The organism is Fodinibius roseus, assembly GCF_900129315.1.
GTDB lineage: Bacteria > Bacteroidota > Rhodothermia > Balneolales > Balneolaceae > Fodinibius > Fodinibius roseus.
Map to the genome: position 1 here is coordinate 197,913 of NZ_FQUS01000004.1, position 26,487 is coordinate 224,399.

General features: G+C 49.7%; 20 protein-coding genes. 8 read left to right on the forward strand and 12 right to left on the reverse strand.

Annotation, left to right across the window (positions count from 1 at the left end; all coding sequences use genetic code 11):
* Positions 1-303 precede the first annotated feature (303 nt).
* Positions 304-3,150 carry an excinuclease ABC subunit UvrA gene (uvrA, locus tag BUB16_RS05340; RefSeq protein WP_073060567.1) on the reverse strand — a complete coding sequence of 949 codons (2,847 nt, stop codon included), beginning with the start codon at positions 3,148-3,150 and terminating at the stop codon, positions 304-306.
* Positions 3,151-3,288: 138 nt separating this feature from the next.
* Here uvrA and BUB16_RS05345 point away from each other — a divergent pair, with 138 nt between their 5' ends.
* The 3 genes from BUB16_RS05345 (at position 3,289) to BUB16_RS05355 (ending at position 6,737) form a co-directional block, all read left to right on the forward strand.
* Positions 3,289-3,942 carry a hypothetical protein gene (locus BUB16_RS05345; protein WP_073060337.1) on the forward strand — a complete coding sequence of 218 codons (654 nt, stop codon included), beginning with the start codon at positions 3,289-3,291 and terminating at the stop codon, positions 3,940-3,942.
* 119 nt (positions 3,943-4,061) lie between these two features.
* Positions 4,062-5,123, forward strand: coding sequence for a WG repeat-containing protein (locus tag BUB16_RS05350; protein WP_073060339.1), 1,062 nt, complete (start codon positions 4,062-4,064; stop codon positions 5,121-5,123).
* Between the two features lie 231 nt (positions 5,124-5,354).
* Positions 5,355-6,737 (forward strand): class II 3-deoxy-7-phosphoheptulonate synthase, encoded by a 1,383-nt coding sequence (locus tag BUB16_RS05355; RefSeq protein WP_073060342.1) that lies wholly within the window; start codon positions 5,355-5,357, stop codon positions 6,735-6,737.
* Between the two features lie 315 nt (positions 6,738-7,052).
* On the opposite strand, the gene BUB16_RS05360 is transcribed toward BUB16_RS05355, so the two are convergent.
* From BUB16_RS05360 to BUB16_RS05385, 6 genes are all read right to left on the reverse strand, one after another.
* Positions 7,053-9,527: an acyl-CoA dehydrogenase gene (locus BUB16_RS05360; protein WP_073060345.1), complete on the reverse strand. Its 2,475-nt coding sequence runs from the start codon at positions 9,525-9,527 to the stop codon at positions 7,053-7,055.
* Between the two features lie 26 nt (positions 9,528-9,553).
* Entirely contained in the window at positions 9,554-10,171 is a 618-nt protein-coding gene (locus tag BUB16_RS05365; RefSeq protein WP_073060347.1) for a TetR/AcrR family transcriptional regulator, read from the reverse strand.
* A gap of 423 nt (positions 10,172-10,594) precedes the next feature.
* Entirely contained in the window at positions 10,595-11,275 is a 681-nt protein-coding gene (gene trmB, locus BUB16_RS05370) for a tRNA (guanosine(46)-N7)-methyltransferase TrmB (RefSeq protein ID WP_073060351.1), read from the reverse strand.
* Between the two features lie 24 nt (positions 11,276-11,299).
* A complete protein-coding gene (gene pdxH / locus BUB16_RS05375; RefSeq protein ID WP_073060354.1) occupies positions 11,300-11,959 on the reverse strand; it encodes a pyridoxamine 5'-phosphate oxidase in 660 nt (219 codons plus the stop codon).
* Between the two features lie 7 nt (positions 11,960-11,966).
* Entirely contained in the window at positions 11,967-12,545 is a 579-nt protein-coding gene (locus tag BUB16_RS05380) for a thioredoxin family protein (RefSeq protein ID WP_073060358.1), read from the reverse strand.
* Between the two features lie 303 nt (positions 12,546-12,848).
* Positions 12,849-13,910: a PA0069 family radical SAM protein gene (locus tag BUB16_RS05385; RefSeq protein ID WP_073060361.1), complete on the reverse strand. Its 1,062-nt coding sequence runs from the start codon at positions 13,908-13,910 to the stop codon at positions 12,849-12,851.
* Between the two features lie 158 nt (positions 13,911-14,068).
* On the opposite strand from BUB16_RS05385, the gene BUB16_RS22025 reads away from it, so the two are divergent.
* Entirely contained in the window at positions 14,069-14,203 is a 135-nt protein-coding gene (locus BUB16_RS22025; RefSeq protein ID WP_280173641.1) for a hypothetical protein, read from the forward strand.
* A 70-nt stretch (positions 14,204-14,273) separates the two neighbouring features.
* Here BUB16_RS22025 and BUB16_RS05390 read toward each other — a convergent pair whose 3' ends face one another.
* The 3 genes from BUB16_RS05390 to BUB16_RS05400 all read right to left on the reverse strand — a co-directional run bounded on the left by BUB16_RS05390 (position 14,274) and on the right by BUB16_RS05400 (position 18,045).
* Positions 14,274-15,095 (reverse strand): hypothetical protein, encoded by an 822-nt coding sequence (locus BUB16_RS05390; RefSeq protein WP_073060364.1) that lies wholly within the window; start codon positions 15,093-15,095, stop codon positions 14,274-14,276.
* A gap of 288 nt (positions 15,096-15,383) precedes the next feature.
* The gene (locus BUB16_RS05395; protein WP_073060367.1) at positions 15,384-16,745 is read right to left on the reverse strand and encodes an NAD-dependent succinate-semialdehyde dehydrogenase; all 1,362 of its coding nucleotides are present in this window, start codon (positions 16,743-16,745) and stop codon (positions 15,384-15,386) included.
* Between the two features lie 112 nt (positions 16,746-16,857).
* The gene (locus BUB16_RS05400) at positions 16,858-18,045 is read right to left on the reverse strand and encodes a PQQ-dependent sugar dehydrogenase (protein WP_073060570.1); all 1,188 of its coding nucleotides are present in this window, start codon (positions 18,043-18,045) and stop codon (positions 16,858-16,860) included.
* A 592-nt stretch (positions 18,046-18,637) separates the two neighbouring features.
* Between BUB16_RS05400 and BUB16_RS05410 the strand changes: the two genes are divergently transcribed.
* Positions 18,638-19,072, forward strand: coding sequence for an MATE family efflux transporter (locus tag BUB16_RS05410; RefSeq protein ID WP_084088049.1), 435 nt, complete (start codon positions 18,638-18,640; stop codon positions 19,070-19,072).
* Between the two features lie 2 nt (positions 19,073-19,074).
* On the opposite strand, the gene BUB16_RS05415 is transcribed toward BUB16_RS05410, so the two are convergent.
* Complete coding sequence (locus tag BUB16_RS05415) at positions 19,075-19,875, reverse strand: hypothetical protein (protein ID WP_084088050.1); 801 nt, start codon at positions 19,873-19,875, stop codon at positions 19,075-19,077.
* A 262-nt stretch (positions 19,876-20,137) separates the two neighbouring features.
* Positions 20,138-21,322 (reverse strand): aspartate aminotransferase family protein, encoded by a 1,185-nt coding sequence (locus BUB16_RS05420; RefSeq protein WP_073060375.1) that lies wholly within the window; start codon positions 21,320-21,322, stop codon positions 20,138-20,140.
* Between the two features lie 394 nt (positions 21,323-21,716).
* Between BUB16_RS05420 and BUB16_RS05425 the strand changes: the two genes are divergently transcribed.
* The 3 genes from BUB16_RS05425 to BUB16_RS05435 all read left to right on the forward strand — a co-directional run bounded on the left by BUB16_RS05425 (position 21,717) and on the right by BUB16_RS05435 (position 26,249).
* Positions 21,717-22,541 carry a 3-keto-disaccharide hydrolase gene (locus tag BUB16_RS05425; RefSeq protein WP_211483098.1) on the forward strand — a complete coding sequence of 275 codons (825 nt, stop codon included), beginning with the start codon at positions 21,717-21,719 and terminating at the stop codon, positions 22,539-22,541.
* 86 nt (positions 22,542-22,627) lie between these two features.
* Complete coding sequence (locus BUB16_RS05430; RefSeq protein ID WP_073060377.1) at positions 22,628-23,065, forward strand: hypothetical protein; 438 nt, start codon at positions 22,628-22,630, stop codon at positions 23,063-23,065.
* A gap of 19 nt (positions 23,066-23,084) precedes the next feature.
* Positions 23,085-26,249, forward strand: a complete 3,165-nt coding sequence (locus BUB16_RS05435) for a T9SS type A sorting domain-containing protein (RefSeq protein WP_073060380.1) — start codon at positions 23,085-23,087, stop codon at positions 26,247-26,249.
* Positions 26,250-26,487: the final 238 nt, after the last annotated feature.

The following is a 26,487-nucleotide window of genomic DNA, read 5'->3' on the forward strand; positions in this document are numbered from 1 at the left end:
TTACGATGACACACTGTAAGTCAGTCTTTACTTACAACATGCACATGTTATAATAAGAGGGGTTTGCAAAACCAGGTATTTTGTTCAAGACCAAGGACAGGGGGAGGTTGGAATTACAGCATATAGCCCATATGTGAGCATTTCAACCGACCGATAACCCCGACATTGAGTGAAGGATGCCGTTCAAAGCTGTTTTGAATCACCACATGCTTGAAAGAGCAGTTTTACGAAGCTCTCCCTACATAATTCTCTTCAGAAAAGTAGCAGTGGCCGCATTCAATACAACGTACCTGGTTCAAATCCTCATGCGGTAATTCTTTGGTTCTTTTCCCGTTCGAATTCCTCCTTCAGGAAGGTCCCCGTAGCACTTCCTTCAGCCTCAGCCACCTCTTCGGGGGTCCCTTCGGCAATAATTTCTCCTCCCTCCTGTCCGCCTTCTGGACCCAAATCAATAATCCAGTCTGCCGCCTTGATCAAATCCAGGTTGTGTTCAATAACGATGACCGTATTACCCTTGTCCACCAGCTGCTGAGCCACATCCACCAGCAGGCGAACATCCTGGAAATGCAGCCCTGTTGTCGGTTCATCCATAATGTAAAGCGTATCGCCGGTACCTACTTTGGCCAGCTCGCGCGCCAGCTTAATGCGCTGTGCTTCGCCCCCGGATAGGGTCGTGCTTGGTTGTCCCAATCGCAGGTATCCGAGTCCCACATCAACAAGCGTACCCAGAATACGGTTAATGGCCGGAACAGAGTCAAAAAAATCATGGGCTTCCCGAATGGACATATTCAGCACATCCGAAATGTTTTTTCCCTTGTAGTAGATTTCCAGGGTCTCACGGTTATACCGCTTTCCGTTGCAGGTTTCGCAATCCACATATACGTCGGGCAGGAAATTCATCTCGATCTTGCGAACGCCATCCCCGTTGCAGGCCTCACAACGGCCGCCTTTCACATTGAAGGAAAAGCGTCCCTGGTCATATCCCCGGATCTTGGATTCCGGCAGCTGGGCGAACAGCTTGCGGATGTGATCAAAAACTTTCGTATACGTCCCGGGATTTGATCGCGGGGTGCGTCCGATCGGGCTCTGATCGACGGAAATAATCTTGTCGAGGTTATCAATGCCGTGCACCTCATCGTACGGCAGCGGCACCGATTTTGAGTTATAGAATTCAGTAGAGAGGATGGGCTCAAGCGTCTGGTTGACAAGCGAGCTCTTGCCGCTTCCGCTCACGCCGGTTACACAGATGAACTTCCCCAGCGGGATATCCACATCCACCTGCTTGAGATTATGCCCGCGCGCGCCTTCCAGCCGAACCAATTGCCCGCTGCCTTCCCGCCGCTCTTCCGAATACGGAACCGCCTCCTCATCATTCAGGAACCTGGCCGTCATTGAGTCGGGATCAAGCTCATCCGGTCGTCCCTCCGTCACTATTTCCCCGCCGTGCTCTCCCGCGCCGGGACCCAGATCCAGGACGTAATCAGCCTGTTCGATGGTCTCTCGATCGTGTTCGACCACGATGACACTGTTGCCCAGGTCGCGCAAGGTCTCCAGCGAACGAATAAGCTTAATGTTATCCCGCTGGTGCAGGCCGATACTTGGTTCATCCAGGATATAGAGCACACCGACCAGCTGCGTGCCGATCTGCGTGGCCAGCCGGATGCGCTGGGCTTCCCCTCCGCTGAGCGTCTGGGCCTCGCGGTCGAGCGTAAGATAATTGAGCCCCACATTCAACAGAAAATCCACCCGGTCGCGTACCTCCTTCAATACCTGGCTGCCGATCTTCTGCTGTCGTTCATCCAGATCCAGGTTATTCAAGGTATGACGAAGCGTTTTGATGTCCAGTTGCACCAGGTCGTCAATCGAATAACCGTCAATTTTGTACGAAAGCGATTCTTTATTCAATCGGCCGCCCCCACAGTCGGGACAGGCGATCTTACTCATATAGGCTTTCGCCTTATCGCGCTTTTTATTGGATTTACTCTCCTTGTACTGCTCGCGTATCATGTTGCGCAATCCGTCAAAGGAGTGCTTGTAGGTGACATTATCCCGGCGGAAGTCGTAGCTTACATCGTACTTCCTGTCACCACCTCCCTCGAACAGCAGGTCCAGCGCCTCCTCGGAAAATTCATCAATGGGTGTTTCAAAGTCCAGGTCGAGTGTTTTTAAAACGGCTTTCAGCTGTTTAAAAGCAAAAATATCACGCGGTTTTCCCAGAAAGCGAATGGCCCCCTCTTCGATCGTCTGCTCTTTGTTGGGGATGACCAGGTTGCGATCCACATCATAGGTGTAGCCCAGTCCGTCGCAGTTCTGGCAGGCCCCGTAGGGCGAATTAAAGGAGAACATATTCGGGGCGGGATCTTCATAGGCGAGGCCGCTTTCCGGGTCAAACAAATTTTGGGAATACAGATGATCATCAAACCCGACCTCTTCATTCGGAACCGATAGAATGACGTTGCCTTCCGCCATCTCCAGTGCCAGGCGCACACTTTCGGCAATGCGCTTTTCGCTGTTCCGGTTAATCACAAACCGGTCGACAACGACCTCAATATTGTGTGTTTTGTAGCGATCCACTTTCATCCCCTCTTCGATATCCATCAGCTCACCATCCACCCGGACCTGCACAAATCCCTGTTTCATAGTCTGTTCGAACAGTTCCCGGTAGTGACCCTTGCGTCCCCGCACCACCGGTGCCAGACAATAGGCCTTAGTGCCTTCGGGCATATCCATGATGGCAGAAACCACCTCCTCGGAAGTCTGCTTAGACATCCTGTTTCCCGTCTTCCAGGAATAAGGTACCCCGATGCGAGCGTAGAGCAGCCGCAGGAAGTCATAAATTTCGGTTACCGTCCCCACCGTCGACCGCGGGTTTCGGTTGGTCGTCTTCTGGTCAATTGAGATCACCGGGGAAAGTCCATCTATGAAATCCACCTCGGGACGCTCCATCATGCCCAGGAACTGGCGGGCGTAAGCCGACAGTGATTCCAGGAAACGCCGCTGTCCTTCCGCATATATCGTATCGAAAGCAAGAGATGACTTGCCAGATCCCGAGATACCAGTGACAACGACCAGCTTTTCCCGGGGAATATTAACGTCAATATTTTTTAAATTGTGTTCGCGTGCGCCACGGATAACTATATTTTCTCGCAAAAGGGGTACAATATTTAGGTTCAATTAAACTTTTAAAGATACAGATAAATCGTATTTTTTTAAGCCTTAAATTCTTAAAAATTTGGTCATCGCCATCCTCGAATATAACCGAAATATCCTCTTATTCATTCAACCTCTATGCAGCAATATTCTATTGACCTGATCCGGCTTTTCAAATTCAGTTTTCATCAATATAAAAAGTACAGCTCGTTTATAATCGGCATAGCTGTCACCTACTACGTCCTGGCAATTATCCCCCAGGTATATGTCATGCTTTATTCACCGGAAGAGCCCTCTGGTCAGCTCCAAATTCTTTCCCTTGCATTAACTGTTTTTCAACTCTTCCTGAGCCTGGGTTTTTTTCATATTATGTTGCTGCTCATCGACGACAACTATGTTGAAGTGGCAGATCTGTTCAACAGTTTCTCACCATTTCCCCCTTATCTCATGGCCTATCTGCTCTATATGATTGCTGTCGTTGTCGGACTGTTTCTGTTTATACTGCCCGGCATATTTATCGCCATACGCTTTCAATTTTATCCCTATTACCTATTGGAGGATACCCATTCCGCTATTACTGCGCTGCAGAAAAGCTATTACCAAACGGAAAATCTTACCCTTGAACTTTTCCTGTTCGGCGCGGTCGTCATAGTGCTCAACATGCTCGGGGCACTTCTTTTTGGCATCGGCATTATCCTTACCTATCCCCTGACCACCATGGCTACCGCCGTTATCTATAAACACCTGAGCTCCGGTGTTACTGCCATTCCCTCCGACCCGTACCAGCTTTGAAGGGAACAATATCATGCAGAAATCGTAATACAACAGAAGAATCTTTTGTACATATTTTAATAGCTGATATACCTCCGGATCCTGATCTTGCATAAAAAAATATATATTCATTTTTATTCATGAAACTGATCGTTCGCAATCTCGCGCTATTCATTGCCATTTGCCTGCTGTGGACCTCCTGCAAAATTCTTGAGCCCCCCGAAGGCGCTGCTCCCGGCAAAGGGGAGACTTTATATCCTTTTGTGGAAAATCAACAGGTCGGTTTTATGGATGAACATCTGATCCAGCGCATTTCCCCGCAGTTTCAGCTCCGCAGCGGCGAGAGTTGGCCCTATTCTTTTTCAGAGGGACGGGCGGTCGTTTATCGTTCAAATGCGGCAGGCTATATCGACCGGGAGGGTACGATAGCTATCGAGCCACGCTTTGAGGAAGCGTACGGCTTCTCTGAGAACCTGGCCCGGGTTCTGTCCGACGGCCGGTATGGATATATCGATTCTTCCGGGAATTTTGTGATTCACCCGCAATTTCACCGGGCGCTCGACTTCCAGGATGGGCGTGCTGCCGTCCAGAAAGAACGAGGAGGGGAATGGGGGTTTATAACCCCAGACGGAACCTTCGCGATTGAGCCGCAGTTCAGCGCCGCCGAAAATTTTTCGGGCGGACGGGCGCTCGTTCAGACCTCAACTCACCGGGAATGGGGATATATTAACCGCTCGGGTGAGATGGTCATTTCTCCCCGCTACCGGGAAGCAAAATCATTTTCCGACGGACTGGCACCGGTACAGCTGGAATTTCAGCAATGGGGTTATATCGATACCAGCGGGGAGATAGCCATCCCCTCAAGGTACCTGGATGCCGAGCCTTTTTCTGAAGAGATAGCGGTCGTAGCTATGCCGGAAAGCGATACCAACCTGGACCGGAAGAAGTACGGGTATATCGACAAAGAGGGAGCATTTATTATTGCCCCCGAATATGACCAGGCCTATTCATTTTGTGAAGGGCAAGCGCGAGTCCGGCAAAACGGGCGGGTAGGCTTTGTTAACCGTCAGGGACGGATAACTGTGGATCCAATTTATGATCGGGCGTGGGATTTCAGGAACGGGTTGGCGCTGGTTAATCTGGGAAAAAAATACGGTTATATTAATAAACAGGGAATTTTAGTACTTGAACCTATAGAATGAAGCCCTGTACTCCTTCTTTAAAGAAGATTATAAAAACCGGAAATTTTGGTCAATATCAACCCCTGAGCGTAGTCAAAATCATCCCATATTAAATGTGCGAACATGCAGGAATTGCCCAAAAGAACGGTTTTGCAAGGGTTCTTTTAATTAAAGATACATCGTAATTGCTCCCACACGTATTTTTCTGTATTTTCAGGGTTTCACTTAACTACTTATCGATAAAACTATAGCATGTTTTCCAAACAAACCGTGGCCCCTGAAGTGGCAAACCCCAAAGACTGGTCTCCGACATCCTGGAAAGAATTTCCTATTAAGCAGCTTCCCACTTACCCGGACAAAGCCGAGTTGGAACGGGTCTATCGGGAACTTAAAAACAATCCCCCGCTGATTACTTCATGGGAAATACAAGCCCTCAAAGATAAGCTGGCCGAAGTAGCATCCGGGGAAGGCTTTTTGCTACAGGGAGGCGATTGTGCCGAGAGTTTTGACGGTTGCGAATCGCCAAAGATTGTTAACTTGCTGAAGGTTTTATTGCAGATGAGCTTCATACTCATCCATGAGATGGAGACGCCCGTTGTACGCGTGGGACGTATTGCCGGACAGTATGCCAAGCCCCGCTCACGCGATTTTGAAATGGTAGAAGGAGAGAAGATCCATAATTATCGCGGAGATCTGATCAACAGTATCAATCCCACGCGCGAAGACCGAGTCCCCGATCCGCAGAGACTGCTTACCGGATACAATAAGGCGGCGCTGACGCTTAATTTTCTGCGGGCCCTGGCTGACGAAGGATTTGCCGACCTGCATCATCCCGAGTACTGGGAACTGGATTTTATGCGGGAGAATGAGTACTACAAAGAGTATGAAGAGATGGTCAACTCTATCCAAAAAGCAGTGAGCTTTATGGAGACCATCACGCCCAACTCTTTTAATACTGCGCAGAGAGTAAATATTTATACCTCACATGAGAGCCTGAACCTTCATTATGATTCGGCGCAAACCCGCAAAGTGCCCCGGCGCGAAGGCTGGTTCAACCTGAGTGCCCACATGGTCTGGTTAGGCAATCGAACCCGGGACCTGGACGGGGCCCATGTGGAGTACCTGCGGGGAATTCGAAACCCTGTCGGAATTAAAATTGGTCCGAATTATGATCTGGATCACACCTTGAAGCTGATCAACCGGCTGAACCCCATACACGAGCAGGGTAAAATTGTGCTGATCAGCCGGTTCGGCAAAGATGAAGTGGAGGAGGGATTACCGGATCTCATCCGTCATATCAAACATGAAGGCATGCCGGTGGTATGGAGCTGCGATCCCATGCACGGCAATACTTTTGCGACGAACGATGATTTCAAAACCCGTAATTTTGATGACATTGTCTCCGAAATTCGCAAGACATTTGCTATTCACCGCGATCAGGGCAGTTACCTCGGCGGGGTACACCTTGAACTCACCGGCGATAATGTGACGGAATGCGTGGGCGGAGCCAAAGGACTTCATGAGGGCGAGCTGCATAATAATTATGAAACCTACTGTGACCCGCGCCTGAATTACCAGCAAAGCCTGGAAATGGCCTTCCTGATTGCCAAGGAATGGAAGAAAAGCCATGCGTAGGTAATGGCTTTCAGTTGTTGGTTAATGGAAAATCGTTGTTTGGACCTATCGCGATACTTATCAATACCGTGAAAAAATGTATATATCCGAACCGAAGGTTAGCCATTAAATCCTCCGATTTCTTCCCTTGCTACCACAATTCTACTATACCCTTACCTTGATAATAATTGCCGCTTATTGGCTACCACTTACCAATAACTGGTAACCAACCAATTCACCCACAGGCGGACCGATCCTCTGTGTGCTACGATGGAAACGGAATGGATGTCAAACAGGATTTCTTTTAATTTTCATGACGCCGCCAATGTGCTAAGATTAAACCTTCCCTGTGGTTTTCAGCGGCGGTGCAGGCGTCTGATTCTGGTATTCTTCGAGCGTAAACTCATCAACCTCTACGAGGTCAAGCCGCGCATTTTCAGCCTCACGAATCAGCTCAGCCTCATCCGACGAAATAATCCCTTTCTCCAGGGCCTCATCAATTACAAACCGGGGCTGTGTTTTAGGCAGCTCTTTTTTCTTCGTCGCCTTGTAGATCTTTTTGTAGACAGCTTCGGCATCTGCCAATGCCTGCAGGGCGTAGTCGTACCGTCCCATCGCCTGGTTCTTATCCTCGGGAAGGTAGATGCCGTCAGTCAGGCGATCCCGCTGCCTGCCGGGCTTCTGCATTGCCTGGGCCACCCTGTGTCCCAACGCATCGGCCGGCATGGTTCCTATCCTGTTCATCCTCGACCAAAGGGCAATGGGTCCCCGGAACAGCCAGCTAAGTCCGGGCACCTGTATCTCTCGATAGATGGCGTCAAAGGCTTCCTGGATCTGCGCAAAAGCGTACTGCATCGCCCATTCAAAAAAGATGCGATCTTCTTCATGCTGTCCCTCGGCATCATAGCGGCGCAGCGTGGTGGTGGCCAGGTACATCCAGCTGAGAATATCGGCAAACCGCCCGCTTATTTTCTCCTTTATTTTAAGTCCCCCGCCATAAGAGCCCAGGGCAACATCCGCCAGGAAGGCAAAAGAAGCCGAGGCCCATGACAATTTTTTATAATATGCAGAGGCCGCACCGTCAACCGGCGATGAAGAAATGGCACCCCGCGTTACGCTCAACAGAAAGGCTCTCGCCGTATTACGGACAATATGGCCTATATGCTTCCAGAAGACATTGTCAAAGGCTTTGACATCCCCCCTTGTCAGGGCATCGATTTCATCATATGCATAGGGATGGCAACGGATGGCGCCCTGCCCGAATATCATCAGGCTTCGGGCCAGGATATTCGCTCCCTCCACCGTAATAGCGATCGGCAGCGCGGTATACTGGTGAGCAAAGATATTACGGGGTCCCCGTGAAATCCCCGCTCCGCCCTGAATATCCATCGCATCGTTTACGATCCTGCGTCCCAGCTCCGTGAAGTTATATTTGGCTATAGCCGTAATGACCGCCGGTTTTTCTCCCGTATCCAGGGCGGCACAGGTATAACGGCGGGCGGCATCCATCAGATAATTAAAGCCGCCGATACGAGCCATGGGTTCTTCAATCCCTTCGAACTTTCCAATATTAATTCCAAACTGTCGCCGCACGGCCGCATACGCACCGATCGCCCTGGTAGCAACTTTAGCACCCCCCGCACTCTGGGCGGGCAGCGAAATACCACGTCCCACTCCAAGCGATTCCATCAGCATCTGCCAGCCGTTGCCTGCCTGCTCGGGACCCCCGATAATCTGATCGATCGATACCACGGCATCATCCCCGTTAATCGGGCAGTTATAAAACGGCACCCCCAGAGGATCGTGGCGCCGCCCCAGCCGGATGCCTTCGGTATCGCTGGGAATCAGGGCACAGGTAATGCCCAGATCCCTGCCTTTTCCCAGATGATTTTCCGGGTCTTCCAATTTAAAGGCCAGTCCGATAATCGTTGATATGGCCGCCAGGGTAATATAGCGCTTTTCGAAATTAAGCCTGATATAGAGCTCTCCATCCTCCCCCTTAAAAACTTCTCCTTCCGCGGTCATGGCACCGGCATCAGAACCAGCGGTCGGTTCGGTAAGAGCAAAACAAGGCATTTCCTCTCCAGTCGCCAGTCCCGGCAGGTAACGATCTTTCTGTTCCTGTGTCCCGTAGTGCATTAAGAGCTCCGCCGGTCCCAGTGAATTCGGAACCATTACAGTTGTCGCCAGCGGACCACAGCGGGAAGCCAGCTTCGCAATAATAGCGCTGTGAGCAGTAGCCGAAAAATTATATCCGCCGTATTCTTCGGGAATAATTAAGCCGAAAAATTTATGTTCCCGCATATAATCCCAGACTTCATCCGTAAAACCTTTGCGGACAAATACATCCCAGTCATCGACCATGCTGCAGAGCTCTTCAACAGGTCCCTCTAAAAAAGCCTGTTCGTCATCCGATAATTCAGGATAAGATTCGTTGGCCAGTCGTTCCAGGTCCGGTTTCCCCGAGAACAGCTCGGCATCCACCCATACATTTCCCGCTTCAATAGCCGTGCGTTCTGTCTCTGAGATAACCGGGAGAAAATTCAGCGCATCCAGCAGCTTCATCAACGGACCCGTTAAAAAAGTTCGGCGGATAGCTTTTATATTGAACAGCAGCACCAGTGCACTATAGACAACAAACAGCCAGGAAGGGGCTGAAAAACCCCAAAGCGCAACAAAACCACCGATCGCCCAGATCCAGAGCGGAGTGCCCCAAAAAGCAAGAAGTGTGGCTACAATAACCATACTTACAATAACCGCCCACAGTGGATACTGAAACAAAAACCCCAAACTCTCATTAAAAAAATCCATAACAATTCCTCACAATTGAGTTGTACTTAATTATCTACAATATTCTCCAGCTTTAGCGAATCGTACGTTATATAACCACTGATAATATGATTAATAGCTTCTTCGATAAATTCGTTCTGATCGATCCGGGTATCAAGCCGCTCCGATAACACTACTGACATGACTCCATGCAGTTGTGCCCAAAAAGTGTACGCAGCTATATTTGGATTCTCTTCTTCAATTTTTCCGCAGCTTATCCCCTCTGTCAAAACATCCAACACCAACCCGTATCCCTTTCGGGCTTTGCGAAATTTCTTCTTCGGATAGCGAGTCATCTCTTCTGAGCTAACCAGATAGATAACCTGGTACTCCCGGGGATGTTTGAGAGCAAAGCTTACATATGTTTGTGCAAGCGCCTCTAACTTTTTGACCGGTGATTTTTTATTAACTACAGAAATTTCAAGTGCTCTGTTCAACCGTTCAATAGCTTCTTCAATAAGCGTGTGAACGAGATCATCCTTGCTTTCAAAATGAAGATAAATACTGGTTGCACTTACTCCGATGCTACGAGCAATCTTGCGCAGTGACAGGTTACGGTATCCATCCGAAAGCAGCAGTTCCCTGGCTGCACTTATAATCCGAAGCTTTAAACTTTGTTTATTCATTTCTTTTATAGGTAGCAGTTAACACCGTTAAGTCGTAAGTAAACATTTCTAAGATCATTAAGCAATCTTATTTTTAAAAAGGTTACGCAAACTTTGCTAATAGATCAAAAAGAATAGTTAGTCCCATTCCACTCAAAGGTTATAAAAATAAATTTTCCGGTTCCGATTACTTATGTATACGAATATATTCCCTATTCCTCTAATCATGTTTTACTAATACTTTCATATTTCTGCTACCATAGGGAATCTGAAAGGTTCGCCCGGGGCGTTGTATTAAATTTCCCATAGACTATCTGAATAAGAAGGTTATGAAAAACAGGTTTTCAAGGTCGAAGTCAGAGGGAGGTTGGAACCAAAGCATACAGCCAATTTCAATCGACTGATAATGACGGGATCGGGCAAACGGCCGTTTTTTAAAATCCTTTATAAAACGGGATCTCCCGGAAGCGTAAAACGGAGATAGGAAATCGTCTTTCCTTTTTTCAGGTGTTTACGTTCGAAATAGGTTTTTTGGGTGAGCATCGGATCCCCGGGTCGCTCTTCATATATATTCTCCACCATCTCCAGGATCCTGCATCCTGTCTTTTCGATGACGCTCCGGGTATAGGAGAAAAGCTGATCGCTGTCGGTTTTCAGCCGCACGGATCCGTCCGGCTGCAGGATGTTTTGATAGATATTCAGGAATTTGGGAGAAGTGAGTCGCTTGTTTCGATCGCTCCCCCGGGGATAGGGATCGGGAAAAGTGATCCAGATATCCTCCACCTCACCGGGGGCAAAATATCCGTCCAGGTGGTCGATATATATACGCAGGAAACGCACATTTTCACGATTGCTCTGCAGCGCTTCACGTGCTCCTTTCCAGATGCGGGCACCTTTGATATCAACCCCTATAATATTATTACCGGGATACTGTTCGCTGAGCGCGAGTGAATATTCACCTTTCCCGCAGGCCAGCTCCAGAATGATCGGCTGCTCCTTTTCAAAAATCTCGGAATTCCACCGACCTTTCGGCATCGGGGCCTCCGACTCCTGAAAATCAGTGTATTCAAGCACATTCTCAAATGCGGTTATATCTTCAAAACGCTCGAGCTTATTTCGTCCCATAAACCGACTGTTAATCTGTCTTGCTCAGGGAGAAAGGCGAAAGATTTCCCACAAGCCCTCCCCCTGCCTTTCATAGCATATACGATCGTGAAGGCGCCCTTTTCGTCCCTGCCAAAATTCGATATATTCAGGTACCAGCAAGTATCCTCCCCAGAATTCCGGCAGGGGCACTTCCTGATTTTCAAATCGCTTCTCTGCTTCCCTGAAGGTGTCCTCCAGCTCATTTCGAGAATCTACCCTGCTGCTCTGTTGAGAGGCCCAGGCACCCAGCTGACTTAAGCGGGGACGCCGCCGAAAATAGTCGGCCGACTTAGCCCGGCTTACCTTCTGTACCTGTCCCTCAATGCGCACTTGTCGTTCCAGCGGAGGCCAGTAAAAACACAAAGCCGCCTGTGGATTTTCTTCCAGCTCTCTGCCTTTACGGCTGGCATAGTTCGTATAAAACCGAAATCCATCCCGGTCCACCCCCTTGAGCAATACAATGCGGGAAGCCGGCACCCCTTCCCTGGTTGCCGTCGCCAGTGTCATGGCATTGGGGTCAAGCAGATCAGCGGACAATGCCTGTTCAAACCAGACCATAAACTGATCTATCGGGCTTTCTTCCACCGACGACTCCGACAATACTTCCTGGGTATAATCGCGCCGTATTTTTTCAACTTTTTCCTGATCGTCGTCCTCGGACATGCTCCCCCTATCCAAAATAATCCGGTTTGTTGCCGGCCTTCCACTTGATATTGCAGCCTATGCTTGGCTTTTGTTCATCTTTTATCTCTTCATCAAACAGCAGGTCGGCCGCTTCGCGTATATCTTTTCCCGTTACCGGCTTGTCATTGCCCGGACGACTGTCGTCGAACTGTCCCCGATACACCAGCTTATCATTCTCATCAAACAGGAAAAAGTCAGGTGTGCAGGCTGCACGGTATGCTTTGGCCACTTCCTGGGTGCCGTCATACAGATAGGGAAATGAAAATTGTTTCTCGCGGGCCAGGGCCGCCATCTTAACGGGGCTGTCGTCCGGATAATTCTCTACATCATTGGAGCTGATCGCAACGACACCAATACCTTTTTGCTGCAGATCCCGTGCAGTGATAACAAATTCATCCAGTATATGCTGTACGAACGGACAGTGATTACAGATAAATACAACCAATAATCCCTTGGCGTTGTCAAAATCTTTCAGCGCGACGAGCTGGTTGTTGATGGTATCAAATAATCTAAATTGAGGAGCTTGAGTTCCAAGTTCCAACATGGTGGATGGGGTATCAGACATAATGCAATAATATTTATTCGGTGTTTTTTATTCTGTTAGCTCAAAGATACAAAAAGTTTAGCCGTGCAGTTGCCTGAATATATAAAATGCTGTGAGAGATGTGAATAAAAAAAGCCCAATATCTATATGTTTTTTAGCGGTAATTTATGTTTAGAAAGCTAATAAAACAGTAAAACAGATATTGGGCCGGGCTATGTATTCCTATACGCAAGAAGAAGGAAAATGTTAGGTAGCATTTCTATCTATCCTGCCATCATCTAAGCTGTTCTCAGAACATTTTTGAAGACAACAGGCTGATACTCGTCAAAACAGATGCAGCTGCCCCTGTTCCGGCCGCCTGAAATATTCGGACGACAGCGGATTCCATTCCCTGTTAAACCCCAATTTTTTGGTCTGGATCTCAAACATCTCCTTTATTTGATCTGAAAAGGCCCCTTCTCCCTTGAAGCGATCACCGAATTCACTTTTATTCAGCTTCCCTCCCTTCATATTCCTGATACGATTAAGCACTTTTTCTTTTCTGTCGGGGAAGTGATGCTCCAGCCATTCCCGAAACAGGTCTTTGACGCCGTGGGGGAGCCGCACGATAGTGTAGCCGGCATGCGAAGCGCCCGCCTCCTTTGCGGCTTTCAAAATATCCGCACACTCATGATCGGTTAATCCCGGGATAATCGGAGCGACATTCACCCCTACCGAGATTCCCGCGCCGGCGAGTTGTTTGATAGCCTCCAGCCGACGATACGGCTGGGAGGTCCGCGGCTCCATGACCCGTGCCAATTCACGGTCCAGCGTGGTGACGGAAAGCGTTACGTGGGCGGCATTATATTCCGCAAGTTCCCCTAACAGGTCCATATCGCGCGTTACCAGGTAGTTCTTGGTAATCATACTGACCGGGTTCCGTGCTTCGGCAAAAACCCCGAGACAGCTGCGCGTGATTTCAAGCTCCCGCTCCACCGGCTGATAGGGATCGGTAACACCGCTCATAATAACGGGCTCAGGCTTCCAGTTTTTTGAAGCAAACCGGGCCCGCAGTTTTTCCGCCGCATCATACTTGACCATGATGCGCGACTCGAAATCGAGCCCCGCCGAAAACCCCAGGTATTCGTGCGTGGGACGCGCATAGCAATAAATACAGCCGTGCTCGCACCCCCGGTACGGGTTCAGTCCATAGGTAAACGGGATATCGGGACTGTCGTTTTTGGATAAAATCTCTTTGGTATCGTCGCGGATGAGCCGGGTCTTTTGCGCGGGCTTCTGGCCGGTCTGCTCATCCACGTCATAATCGAGATACTCATTCTCGAACCGGTTGGCCGGGTTATCGGAAGCACCCCGGCCGCGTATGGGGTTTTGACTATCCTTCGGCATGCTGCACGCGTATGATCTTTATTCTTCTTTTCGTCTGCTGTTATAATAACACAAACAGTGACAGCATCGTGTCATCCCTTTATCATGAATGTTGCACCAGTTAGATCTGTTTGGCCTTTATTCCTCTCCTTTTGTCAAACAAATCCTCTCAGGCTGTAATGATAACGTGTTCATTCATCCGGTTTCAAACCCGGTTCACCGGTGGACTTTCTCCGCTTCAGCCACAGCGGCAGGAAGCAGGAAGTACGGACCGGAAGCAGTGGAAGGATTTTTATCCCAAGCTCGCCTTTTAACATAAAAAAGCCCCGAACGTCATGCCCGGGGCCATCTCTCTCAATTGTAACTAACTCAATGAATTATAAATTACTCACAAGAAACATCCTGAAAATTTTCATTCCAGCATACTGTTTCTCCATTGGTAGTAATAGAACCGATATTGGTATCGGTATTCCAGGTGACCAAATGATTTTCACCATCAGCGAAGTTTAAGTCCATGCTGAAATCCGTACCTTCTTGTACAAAGTCAATGGTGGCGGTTTCATCAGCACTTTCATCATCAATAGCATCGCCATACATGGTCAGATTAATTTCTTTTTCTGTTTCACTGGTGAAATTCCATGTTGAGGTAATGAAAGGAACTTCCTCCTGAAGGTCGGAATCCATAGCATTAAAAGTCCAATCACCCGTTGACTCATCATTGGAGACGGTTCCTTCAAAAATCTTATAATTATCAACGCTATTACCTTGACCGTCATCGTAACTCCAGTATGTTGCCCATTTAACAGAATTACCGACTTCCTCGGCAGTTGTACGGTAACTGGCGCTCATCCCTTCGAAGTTATATGTATAAGACCATTCCCAAACTCCGTTGTTAAAATCAGCCTCTTCCTGATTCGCCTGAGAAAAAAGTGTCCCATAACTCTGTCCAAAGCTAAAGAACATGGTATTCCAAAGAACTGTCATCCGGGCTTGATTAAAGTTATTTGTCTCGTTCAGTTCATCCGTAGCTGATTTTTGGGGGTTGTTTTCCTGGAAAAAAGAAACATCGGGTTGAGCATTTTCAATATTAGGCATTTCTGGCGGATTTTCTTTAACATCCGGTCCGGTACTGCTGCTGTCGTCTCCGCATCCCGTGAAGCCAACAAACAGGATGGCCATTAATACTGCATAGCTTATTTTTTTCATAACATCTCCTCAACTTTAGAATTTATTTAAATGGTTGTTCCATTAGGTAATACGTACTCTCCCGGTAAAACAGCTCAAAAAAATAAATTTATAAGTATGAGGCCTTTGCAAAACTATTGTTTTGTCCAATCGCTACCTTTTAGCGATTTTAACATCTTCATGAACAGTCTATGCATTGCGGCTTTAAGTCGATCAGGCTTTGATGCGCATCCTTTGGCATTGATCAAAGCCCCGCGCGAGTTCAAAGGCCCCGGCAAGAACCTTTTTAAAAGGAGATCCTACAAACGCTTATGCCCGGTAAACCGTCTTGATGTTTACAAACTCCCTGATGCCGAGGTGGGAAAGTTCCCGGCCGTAACCGGACTGCTTAACCCCTCCGAACGGCAGGCGGGGATCGGATTTTACAAATGCATTGACGAAGCAACAGCCGGCTTCCAATTCTTCAGCGGCGATCCGCTCAGCGTGATCCGCATCCCTGGAAAACACGGCGGCCCCGAGTCCGAAATCGGAATCGTTGGCGACGCGGATGGCTTCCTGCTCATCTTTTACCCGAATGACCGAAGCAACCGGACCAAAAAGTTCTTCCTCATAGGCCGGCATGCCTTTCGTCACGTTCGTCAATATCGTCGGGGGATAATAGGTCCCTTTGCGATCGGAAATTTCGCCTCCCAAAATACACTCAGCGCCGGCATCGACACTTTGCCGGACCTGCTCGTGGAGTTCATCCCGCAAATCCGCGCGTGCCATGGGCCCGAGGTCAACGTCATCCTCAAAAGGATCGCCCATACGTTTTTCCTTCATCAATGTTGTCATATTCTCTATAAAAAGATCGTAGTTATCCTCCACAACAATAAAGCGCTTGGCCGCAATACAACTTTGTCCCCCGTTAATCAGCCGGGACGTAACACAGGTCTCGGCCGCTTGTTCGATATCGGCATCGGCCAAAATAAGATAGGGATCACTGCCGCCCAGCTCCAATACCGTTTTCTTTACCAGGCTTCCAGCCGTTGATGCCACAGCTTTGCCGGCCCGGGTACTTCCGGTAAGCGTAACGGCCGCAATGTGCTCGTCGGAGATGACTTGCTCCACCCGGTCGCTCCCCGCAACCAGCGTCCGGAACAGAGGTTCCGGAATACCCGCCTCATGCATGAGCTCTTCAATGGCGAGGGCGCAACCGGTAACGTTGGAGGCGTGCTTTAAGACAGCAGCATTGCCCGCCATCAGGGCCGGGGCCGCAAACCGGAAAAGCTGCCAGAAGGGGAAATTCCAGGGCATGATCGCCAGCACCGTGCCCAGCGGGTTATAGGTAATATAGCTTTTGTCGGCGTCCGACTCGATCATTTCATTTTCGAGAAACTGTTCGGCGTGATCGGCGTAATAGCGGCAGACCCAGGCGCACTTCTCGCTTTCTGACTTGCCCTGCGGCAGCGGCTTCCCCATTTCACGTGCCATGAGCCCGGCATACTTTTCTTTATTCGATTCCAGCAGGTCCGCCACTTTACGAAGCAAGACGGCACGCTCCTCAAAGCTTCGCCTTCGCCAGTGGGATTGCGCCTCATCCGCCTCCTGGACAATCGTTCCAAGCTCCTGGCTGTTCATCTCCTGGTAGGTGGCTACGATTTCGCCCGTAGCGGGATTTACAGATTCCATAACGCGCCTCTTTACTTTGGGTTCGGTTGAGGTATCATAACCTAAAAAAAGAGCGCTACATTCCCTGCCGGCAGCAAAAAATGACCGGCTGGGATGACATCCATCAATCTATTTATTCCGCTGCCAACCGGTAAATTTTATCATTTCCTCCCTCAAAAGCGCAGATATAGAGCTCATTTTGCGCGTCAACCCCGAATGATGAGATACGAATATCAGTTTCAATAAGTTCGGTATTTTCGGGATTACCCATATCGGAATAATCGAGCGCCCATATACGTCCCGATGCATAATCAGCATAAATATATTGACCTGCCAAACCGTCCAGAGAGGGGCCCCGGTAGACAAAACCACCGGTTACCGATACGCCTTCGCTCCGACCATATTCCCAGACAGGGAGTTCCAAACCCGACTGGTCACAGCCGGACCCGGGACTGAAGCAGTGCTTGCCTTCCATGATATTCCAGCCGTAATTTTCGCCTATTTTAATAATATCAATCTCTTCATAGCTGTTTTGTCCCACATCCCCGGCCCATAACCGGTCGGTCTCCGGATCAAAACTAAACCGCCAGACATTGCGCAGGCCATAGGCGTAGATTTCCTCCCGGTATCCCTCTTCGTTACCCGCGAAAGGATTATCTTCGGGAATCCCGTAGTTCATGCCATTTTCCTGGCTATCCACATCGATGCGGAGGATGGTTCCGAGCAGTGTTGTGGGGTCCTGCCCGTTGTCGTGGGGGTCGCCGCCGGAGCCGCCGTCACCCACCGCAATGTAAAGGTAACCGTCGGGACCGAAGGAAACCTGTCCCCCGTTATGATTGCCGTAAGGCTGTTCGAACGACAGCAGTACCTGCTCGGTGGATTTGACCGCCTGGTCGGGGTCATCGGAAGAGACCTCGAACCGGGAGACACGGGTCTTGGAGTCGTGCGTGGTATAGTTCACGTAAAAATAGCCGTTATCCTCGTAGTCCGGATGGAATGCGAGTCCCAACAGTCCCTCTTCATTGCCGGCGTTATCGACCTGCTCTGCAATATCCAGAAAGGTGGTTGCACTTTCGACCCCGGGATCATTGGGAAAAACAGAAATAATACCCCGCTGCTCAACGACAAAAAGTCGGTCGCTGCCATCCCCCGGGTGCTGAAGGTCCACCGGCCGCGTAAATTCCAGAGCCGGGAAAGCTTCGACTATACCATAGGAACCATTGCCCGGGGAGACTTCATCATTGGGCTCGTTATCCACACAACCGATCGAAATCATCAGGAAGGCTATCAATATCGTATACATAGGGGACGGGGATTTCATAATCAACGTTTTAACTAAATTATATTTCAATTAGCAAGATCCTTGTTGTGGTTTCAGCCGTTCATTGCGGAGGTTGTATCCTGCTGCAAAAGGCATCAATACAAGCAGAAAATGGAAATAATTCTCTCAATTTCCTAATACTCCCTCTTCTAAAAACCATATTTAACAAGGTATTAACCTGTTTTAACAATAGCATACACGCTTCAGGATTATCCTCTTCATTCGGAATTTATTTACCAAACAGAAAAAAATGATTCAAATTAAAAATAGTCGGATATTTTCCTCTGATACATCATTGTGAATATGAAAATAGCCGTCGGCCACATATCAGTATATCAGTATATCAGTATTAATCCGAAACTATAAACGGACGCAATACATATAGACCTGAGCCCTTCTCTTTGAAGGCTGACCCCTGTGCTTGTACAAAACCCACTATTTCTTTCCCTTTATTTATTAGCTGTAAAAATTTCTGTGATTGTATGAAAAATCAATCGGATAAATCACTTCCCGAAAACCTAAGTCCCCCCCACTCCCAGTCAGCAAAGCCTTAGGCAGGATATTGCAGGCTCTGTAAGAGGAATGGAGTACGATTTTACCTCCGGCAGTACGGGCAGAGCGTTCGGCCTGGATCTGCGGGTATGTAAATACCATTTTTTTAGTGCTTATCGGGATCTCCTTTTTCCTGTTTTCCGAAACCCTGATTCGGTTGTTCACCCCGGAAATCGAGGTGATTGCCATTGGCGCCCGATGCCTGAAAATCATAGCTGTGGGATATCTTTTTTACGGGATGGGTATGGTCATGGTTCAGGCCTTTAACGGGGCCGGCGACACGGTACCCCACCCCACATGGCTTAACTTCATCTGTTTCTGGATCATAGAAATTCCCCTGGCATGGATTCTGTCCATGAACCTCGGCATGCAGGGAAACGGCGTATTTTGGTCCATCGTAATCGCCGAATCCATATTCGGAGTGCTCGGCATGTGGATTTTCTCCAGGGGCGGGTGGAAGGACAAGCAAATTTAGGATTACTCGCTACAGCTTACATTCTCCTGCTGCTCGCCCCAGCACGCTTTTTCACCGTTATTAATATCGGGAGCAATAATATAGCCCGCCTTCGTATCCATGTTCCACGCTATGTTGGTGGTCCTGTCTTCACCGGCGTCATAATATACAAGGGACTTCTGTTCACCGTCAAAGCTGAAATCAATATAACTGCCGGCCGCTACCAAACGGTCCGAAAGAATATCAAGCCGCAGCTCTGTCTGTTCTTCTTGTACACTCCAGTTTATTTCAGAAAGATGCTGAGCATTCTCCGGATCCTGCAGACCGTTATACGTCCATGTCCCCTCCTGACCCTCATTCTTGGTGGTCCCGGTAAAGAGCAAATGATTCTCAAGTTCTAAATGATCGGCCGTTACGAAAAAGGACCAGTTAACGACGGACGAAGCAATCCGTTCGGCCACAAGCCGTACGGCAAAGTCGCCGGTATTGGCGGTGTATGAATAATTCCATTCCCACTGCTGGTCATCATTCAGCTGAGCAACCGTATCTCCCGCTGCTATTAACAGATTTTTGGGAATCAGGAGATTGGTATCAATCACCTTTTTTATAATGCCGGCCCGGAATACTGCCTGGATATAATAATCACCGGATTGAGTCGCTGCGGTTTTGGGCTGGGTGCTTCCTGTAAGGGTTGCCATATCAACATCCACGGATGCTACCGGTGGAAGCTCAGGAGGTTCATCAGTAAAGGTCGAAGGGTCATCGGAACAGGAAACCAACAGCAGGCAGGTAACGGTGAACAGTAGCAGTCGCTTAAGCATCATTATGGTATGTTTATAGATTATGTATGTCAGGTTTATGTTTTAATTATACATTATGCATACTGCACTTTTTTCAATTTGTTCTCTTATATCTCTGTTAACTACATCAAGCTATGAGAAAACCTTGCGGTTCTTTTGGCTAATCTCTGCATTTTTGCACATTCAAAATCCTTACAAATGCCTTGTATGCGTTGATTTTTAATCACTCCGGCTTTGATCCTGAACCAAAATCCCTAATCCCTGGTTTTCAAAGTCCCCTGTAAAGTCAGCTGAACTGTTCTACGGCCGTATTAATGGTCTCCAGGGTACTCCGGAGGAGGTCCCGCTCAATAATCAGGGGAGGAGCCAGCCGCACCAGGGTATCGGAATGCAGGGTCCAACCCAGAATAATGCCACGCTCCAGGCACCCTTTTACTACTTGTTGCGTCAGTTCACGATCTTTGAGCTCCATACCCAGCATGGCACCGCGTCCCCGTATTTCTGTGATAGCCTCAGCTGTTAAGGTTTCCCGGACTGTTTGTTCTATCATCGTTGTTCGCTTTTCAAAATCGCCCTTCAGCAATTCGGTCAGCGTAGCATAAGCTGCCGCACACGATACCGGGTGTCCCCCAAACGTCGTTACATGATTCAGCGGCGGGTCGTGCATAAAGGAAGTAAAAATATCCGTTGACGATACAAAGGCTCCCATCGGCATGCCGCCTCCCATCGCTTTTGCCAAACATAAAATATCCGGGACGACTTCATACTGCTGGAATGCAAACAGCGATCCCGTCCTGTAAAAACCGGTCTGTATTTCATCAAAGATGAGCAGGGCACCCGTTTCATCACAACGGCGGCGAACGGCCTTCAGCCACTCCCGTTCAGCGGGGATGATCCCTCCCTCGCCCTGGATCGGTTCTAAAATAACCGCGGCAGTGTCTCTGTCAATAGCGTCCAGCGTGTGGTAATCGTTAAATTTTAAGAAATGCACATCGGGCAGCAGCGGCAGGTACGGGTCGCGGTAGACATCACGTCCCGTCACGCTCAGCGAACCGTGGGTATCCCCGTGGTAACCGTGACGAAATCCGACCAGTTTATGCCGACCCGTATGTTTTTTAGCCAGCTTCAGCGCTCCTTCGTTGGCTTCGGTGCCGCTGTTTACAAAATAGACGCGATCCAGCGAGGCGGGCAGCCGGGAGGTCAGCAGCTCGGCGTAAGACGACTGGGGTTCCTGGATAAACTCCCCATATACCATCACATGCAGATGCCGGTCGACCTGCCGTTTGACTGCTTCCACGACGCTGGGATGCCGGTGACCCAGGCTGCTTACGGCGATGCCGGATATGAAATCCACGTATCGTTTCCCGTCGGCCGTATAAATAAACGGGCCTTCGGCTCGTTCCACCTCTAAACCTATCGGAGCATCACTGGTTTGGGCTATATGCTGGTAAAAGGAATCGGTATTATCCAAAGTGGTATATTATGTTTAATAATTATCCCTGACCGGGATTCTCACAGGGAAAATGGACCGGAGTCAAGGGCTTTCCTTCTCCGAAAACATCCGGATGCGGGAGAGAGGTCAGGATACAAACGTGTTCTGCGTAGCGACCATTTTAAAGCTCAACGGTGGACACATTACCCGTTAGGCAGCTATTTCAGGGCGCAATTTTAGTTTATGTCCAAAAATAACGATAATTCCTTACGTATTTAGAGGCTGAGCATTATTCCATTTTTAGTTGTGAGAAATCCGGGCTAATGGGTATAATATAAGACATTGAGGGCTTAGCTTCTTACCGGAAGAGACTAACCTTAATTTCAATGACCGGCTGTCCCTCCGATGCCCGTGATAAATTTATTTTTTTAAAATGACTATTAAACAGCTTGTTTGGTTAAAAAATATTTCTATAACCGGCTCCCTGCTTTGCCTGATGGTAGTAACAACGGCGTTATTACCCCTGAAAAATGATCAGGTTACGGCCTCTGGGGAAGATTGGATTTCCCTGTTTAACGGAGAGGACCTGGAGGGCTGGACCCCCAAGTTTGCCGGCTACGAGCCGGGCATTAATTACAATAACACCTTCCGCGTGGAAGATGGACTGCTGACGGTTTCGTACGACAAGTGGGATGAATTTAACGGGGAGTTCGGACACCTTTTTTATAAAGACTCCTTTTCCAATTATAGGATACGGGCAGAATACCGCTTTATCGGCGAGCAGGTCAAGGGCGGCGAAGGCTGGGCGTTTCGCAATAATGGGCTGATGCTGCACGGTCAGCACCCGGAAACAATGGCAAAAGATCAGGAGTTTCCGGTCTCTGTTGAAGTGCAGCTGCTGGGCGGAAATGGAGAGGATCCGCGCTCTACGGCTAATCTCTGTACGCCCGGGACGAATGTCGTGCTGAACGGAGAACTTTTTACCCCGCACTGCACCACATCCGACTCAGAAACCTATCATGGTGACCAGTGGGTAACGGTCGAAGTGGAAGTGCGGGGAAGCGAGATTTTTAAACATTATGTAAATGGCGAACAGGTGATGGAGTATACGGATCCGCAGTACGATAAACAGGACGAGACGGCACAGCCTCTTATTGAGGGAACTAACTTGCTTATTGACCGCGGAACCATCTCCATACAGGCGGAAAGTCACCCTACCCAGTTTCGCAAAATCGAGGTATTGCCGCTGGATGAATGAATGAGTAAAATCTCCCGCTGTCTTATTTATTACAAGACAGGTAAAGATTCAATTCGGACAATCAATCCGGGTAAAAGGCGACACGTATGACATATTTTACCATTTTCATATCGCTAACGCTCATGCTTTACAACTGTAAAAAAAGTGATGATGATTCCTCCGCCGACCGGCATAAGAACGATTCGCTCTCGCACGTGCAGTCCATCCAACAAGACACCATACCAACAGTACCACCCCCCGGGCGGGGCCTGCCGCCCGGGCAGGCCCGGGTGGAGGGGACCGTAATTGCTGTCTCGCCGGAGCCACAGGATGCCCGTCAGACGCTCCGGCTTCAGATTCGGAGCATTCTGGGATACGGTCCCTCTACCCCCCCGATCCCAACAGGCGATACGCTTGATATTCCTCTCAGTGCAGAGCAGGACACGTTAACCAGGGGAACGGTGATCCGTGCCCGATTGCATCATAATGTTTCCTTTCAAAAGAACGGCAAGGGAACTGCATGGTCGCTGATCAATATCGAATAATAACAGGAAAACCAGTACTATGAGCCAAAACGGGATACGACGTTTGCTAATAATAACCGGAATTTCTTCGCTGCTGCTGTTGGCGGGGGGACTCCTGTACTTTTCGGGGTTCTTCTCTGCGCCCCCGGAAAATACCGGGTTGGCCGAGCGCATCGAGGAGCAGATGGGAAAAATGGACCGCACCGAAAAAAAGGCGGCCCGGTCGGAGTATTTTTTCCGGTTAATGCGCGACCCGTCGACCAACTCCATTCCTGAAAACATTCGCAACCGCGAGCTGACATATGCCCGCACGCTGCCCACTATTCAGCAGGTGCAAAGCAGGATGAAGGCCAAAGATCCCTCTTTCCAGGCCGTCGATTACAGCTGGTCGCATGCGGGACCTTTTGACGTGGGCGGACGAACCCGTGCGCTGGCGGTGGACCGGCGCAACCCGGATATCGTGCTGGCCGGCGGGGTTTCCGGCGGCATGTGGAAGTCCACCAATGGAGGGGACAGCTGGAACCTGGCGACGCCCGACCTCGCCAATTTAAGCGTAACATCGGTGGCGCAGGATCCCAACAACCCCGACACCTGGTATTACGCCTCGGGCGAGATCCTCGGAAATTCGGCCAGCGCCAACAATTCTGCACCCTATTACGGGCAGGGCATCTATAAATCCACTGACAATGGCAGCACCTGGTCGCTCCTGCCCCAGACCAGCTCGAATGTACAGGGTCTGGTGGGGCCCTACAATACCGTCAGCCGGGTGGCCGTCAGTCCCACTACCAGCACCGTCTTTGCCGCCAGCAACGGCTTTGGCATTTATCGATCTACGGATGGGCAAACATTCTCGGGGCCGGTCCTCGGCACGCAGGGCGAACAGCTCTATTGCGACCTGTCCGTGGCCGGGGACGGGACCCTGGCAGCTGTTATTTCAGAAGCTGCATTTGACGATCAACAATCCACCGATCCCGGTTCTCCCAATCACAACCCGGGTGTATTCATCTCTACCGACGACGGACAAAACTGGACCGAGGTCACCCCGGATACCTATCCCGACACCCATCGCAGAAGCGTGGTGAGCTTTGCCCCGGGCAATCCTGATATTCTCTATGTGTTAACCCTCAAAGGTTCTAATGATACGGAAAACCAGGGTGTAAGCTTTCACAAGCTGGATCTGTCCGCGGGCAGTGCGGAGGACCGCTCGGAGCACCTGCCCGACTTCCGTGTTGACGATGAAGATACAGGGTATATGGAAATGCAGGCCGGGTATAATATGGAAGTGGCTGTAAAACCGGACGATGAAAACTTCGTGCTGGTGGGCGGAATCAACCTTTTTCGTTCCACCGATGGGTTTGCGACCACGCCGGAAGGAGGATATGACGGGGAGAACGAGGCGCAGAAAGATCAGTATTGGATCGGCGGCTATAACAAGGACAACAGCTATGCCCAGTACCCCAACCAGCATGCCGACCAGCACCGGGTTATTTTTCCCGAACCTTCCGCCAATCCCGACCGGATGTGGGCGGGGCACGACGGGGGACTGAGTTACACCACGGACGTTACGGCGGAATCGGTAAGCTGGGAGAATCGCGACGACGGCTATGTGACCTCTCAGTTTTATACGGCGGCCCTTCCCAACGTTTCGGACGATCCCCGGCGGATGGGCGGCACGCAGGATAACGGGACGCCGTACTTCCAGGCCGGGGCCCCAAACAGCCAGAATACCCTGGATATCTCCTCCGGGGACGGAGGGTACGCCTATTTCACGGAAAATTACCTCTACGTTTCGCAGCAGGAGGGCGGGGTGATCCGCTGGGAGGATGATTTTAATAATCCTCCCTCGTATGTATATCCCTCGGCAGCCGAAAATCAGCTGTTCCTTCATCCCTACCAGGTGGACCCCAATGACGATAATATCATGTATTACCCGGACGGTCACTACATCTGGCGAAATACCAGCCTGAATACCATCTCCAATGAGGATCCGTCGGGCACGACCCAGGGATGGGAAGAGCTGACCGACCTGTCGGTCGGAAGCGGACACGTGATTTCCACGCTTGCCGTGTCCACCGTCCCGGCCAATATACTGTATCTGGGAGGCTTCAGCACGAGTGGTGCTCCCGTTATCAGGCGCATTGACAATGCCCACACGGCTACGGGTGAGGATGATGTAACAAATGTTTCTCTGCCCGGCGATGCCGGGCTCAACGGAGCCTATCTCAAGGATATTGCCGTGAATCCGGGCAACGCCAACGAGGTGTTGGCGGTGCTTTCCAACTATAATATCGTCGGGCTCTACCACACGACCGACGGCGGCGAAAACTGGACGGCCGCGGAAGGAAATTTGACGGGCAACGAGTCCAATCCCGGTCCCTCTTTGAGATCCGCCGCAATCATACCGGCGGAAAACGGGACGGTCTATCTCCTGGGCACCAGCACGGGATTGTATTCCACACAAATACTTGACGGGGCCAATACGGAATGGGGACAGGAGGCGGCTGATGTAATCGGAAATGCGGTCACGGACTACGTGGCAGCCAGGCTTGCTGACGGCGACGTAGCAGCCGGCACGCATGGACGCGGCATGCTTTCCGGCGACTTCGGTGGTACGGTGGACCTCTCCGATATCCCCTGGATTGAGCTGGATAGATCAGAGGAAAGAGTTGGTGAACCGCTGGTCATACGGGCAGAAAATTTTGAGTTTAATACCACGGCCTCAGAAAATGAGGTAATACTTACAGATCGATACAACAACCAGACCAGGGAAACCGAGGCTACGGTCCTCGGTGCAGCGGCCGGGGAGCTCACTATAGAGGTACCCCGTGATGCCGTCTTCCCGGAGGCACCGGATAATGAAGTGATGCTGAAGGTTCGCTCAAACAGTACCGAACCGGCGGCGGTTACCTTTACGGTGCTTCCCCCGACCCGTTTTGCGCTTAACCAGAACTACCCGAATCCTTTCAGGGGTACGACGAATATCCCGTTTGATGTCTCCGAAGACAGTGAAGTCAGTCTTACTGTTTATTCCATAAACGGCCGGAAAGTGATTGAGCCTCTTCGTACCGAATCTTTTAACGCGGGTTCGTATGATGAACAGATTGATCTTTCCCACCTCGCCAGCGGGATTTACATCTATCGCCTGGTAGCACAGTCGGACAGGGGGACACAAATAGACTCCAAAAAAATGACGCTTATCAAATAATACTGCCGGTGGTCTTCCCTTCTTCAAGCAACCGGTCAATCATCGATCGGTACTCGCTATAACTCATACTGTTGTCAATGATTTCCGGGGTAATAATTTGTTCTGATGTCTGGTCCCTAAATTTATTGTAAACTCAACATTGCAACACCTTCAGTAGTTAGACTTAAAAAATTCAGTCCTCCTTCATTGGCGGTCAAAACTGAAAGCGCCCTCCACTCAAGGTGTTACTATTTGCATT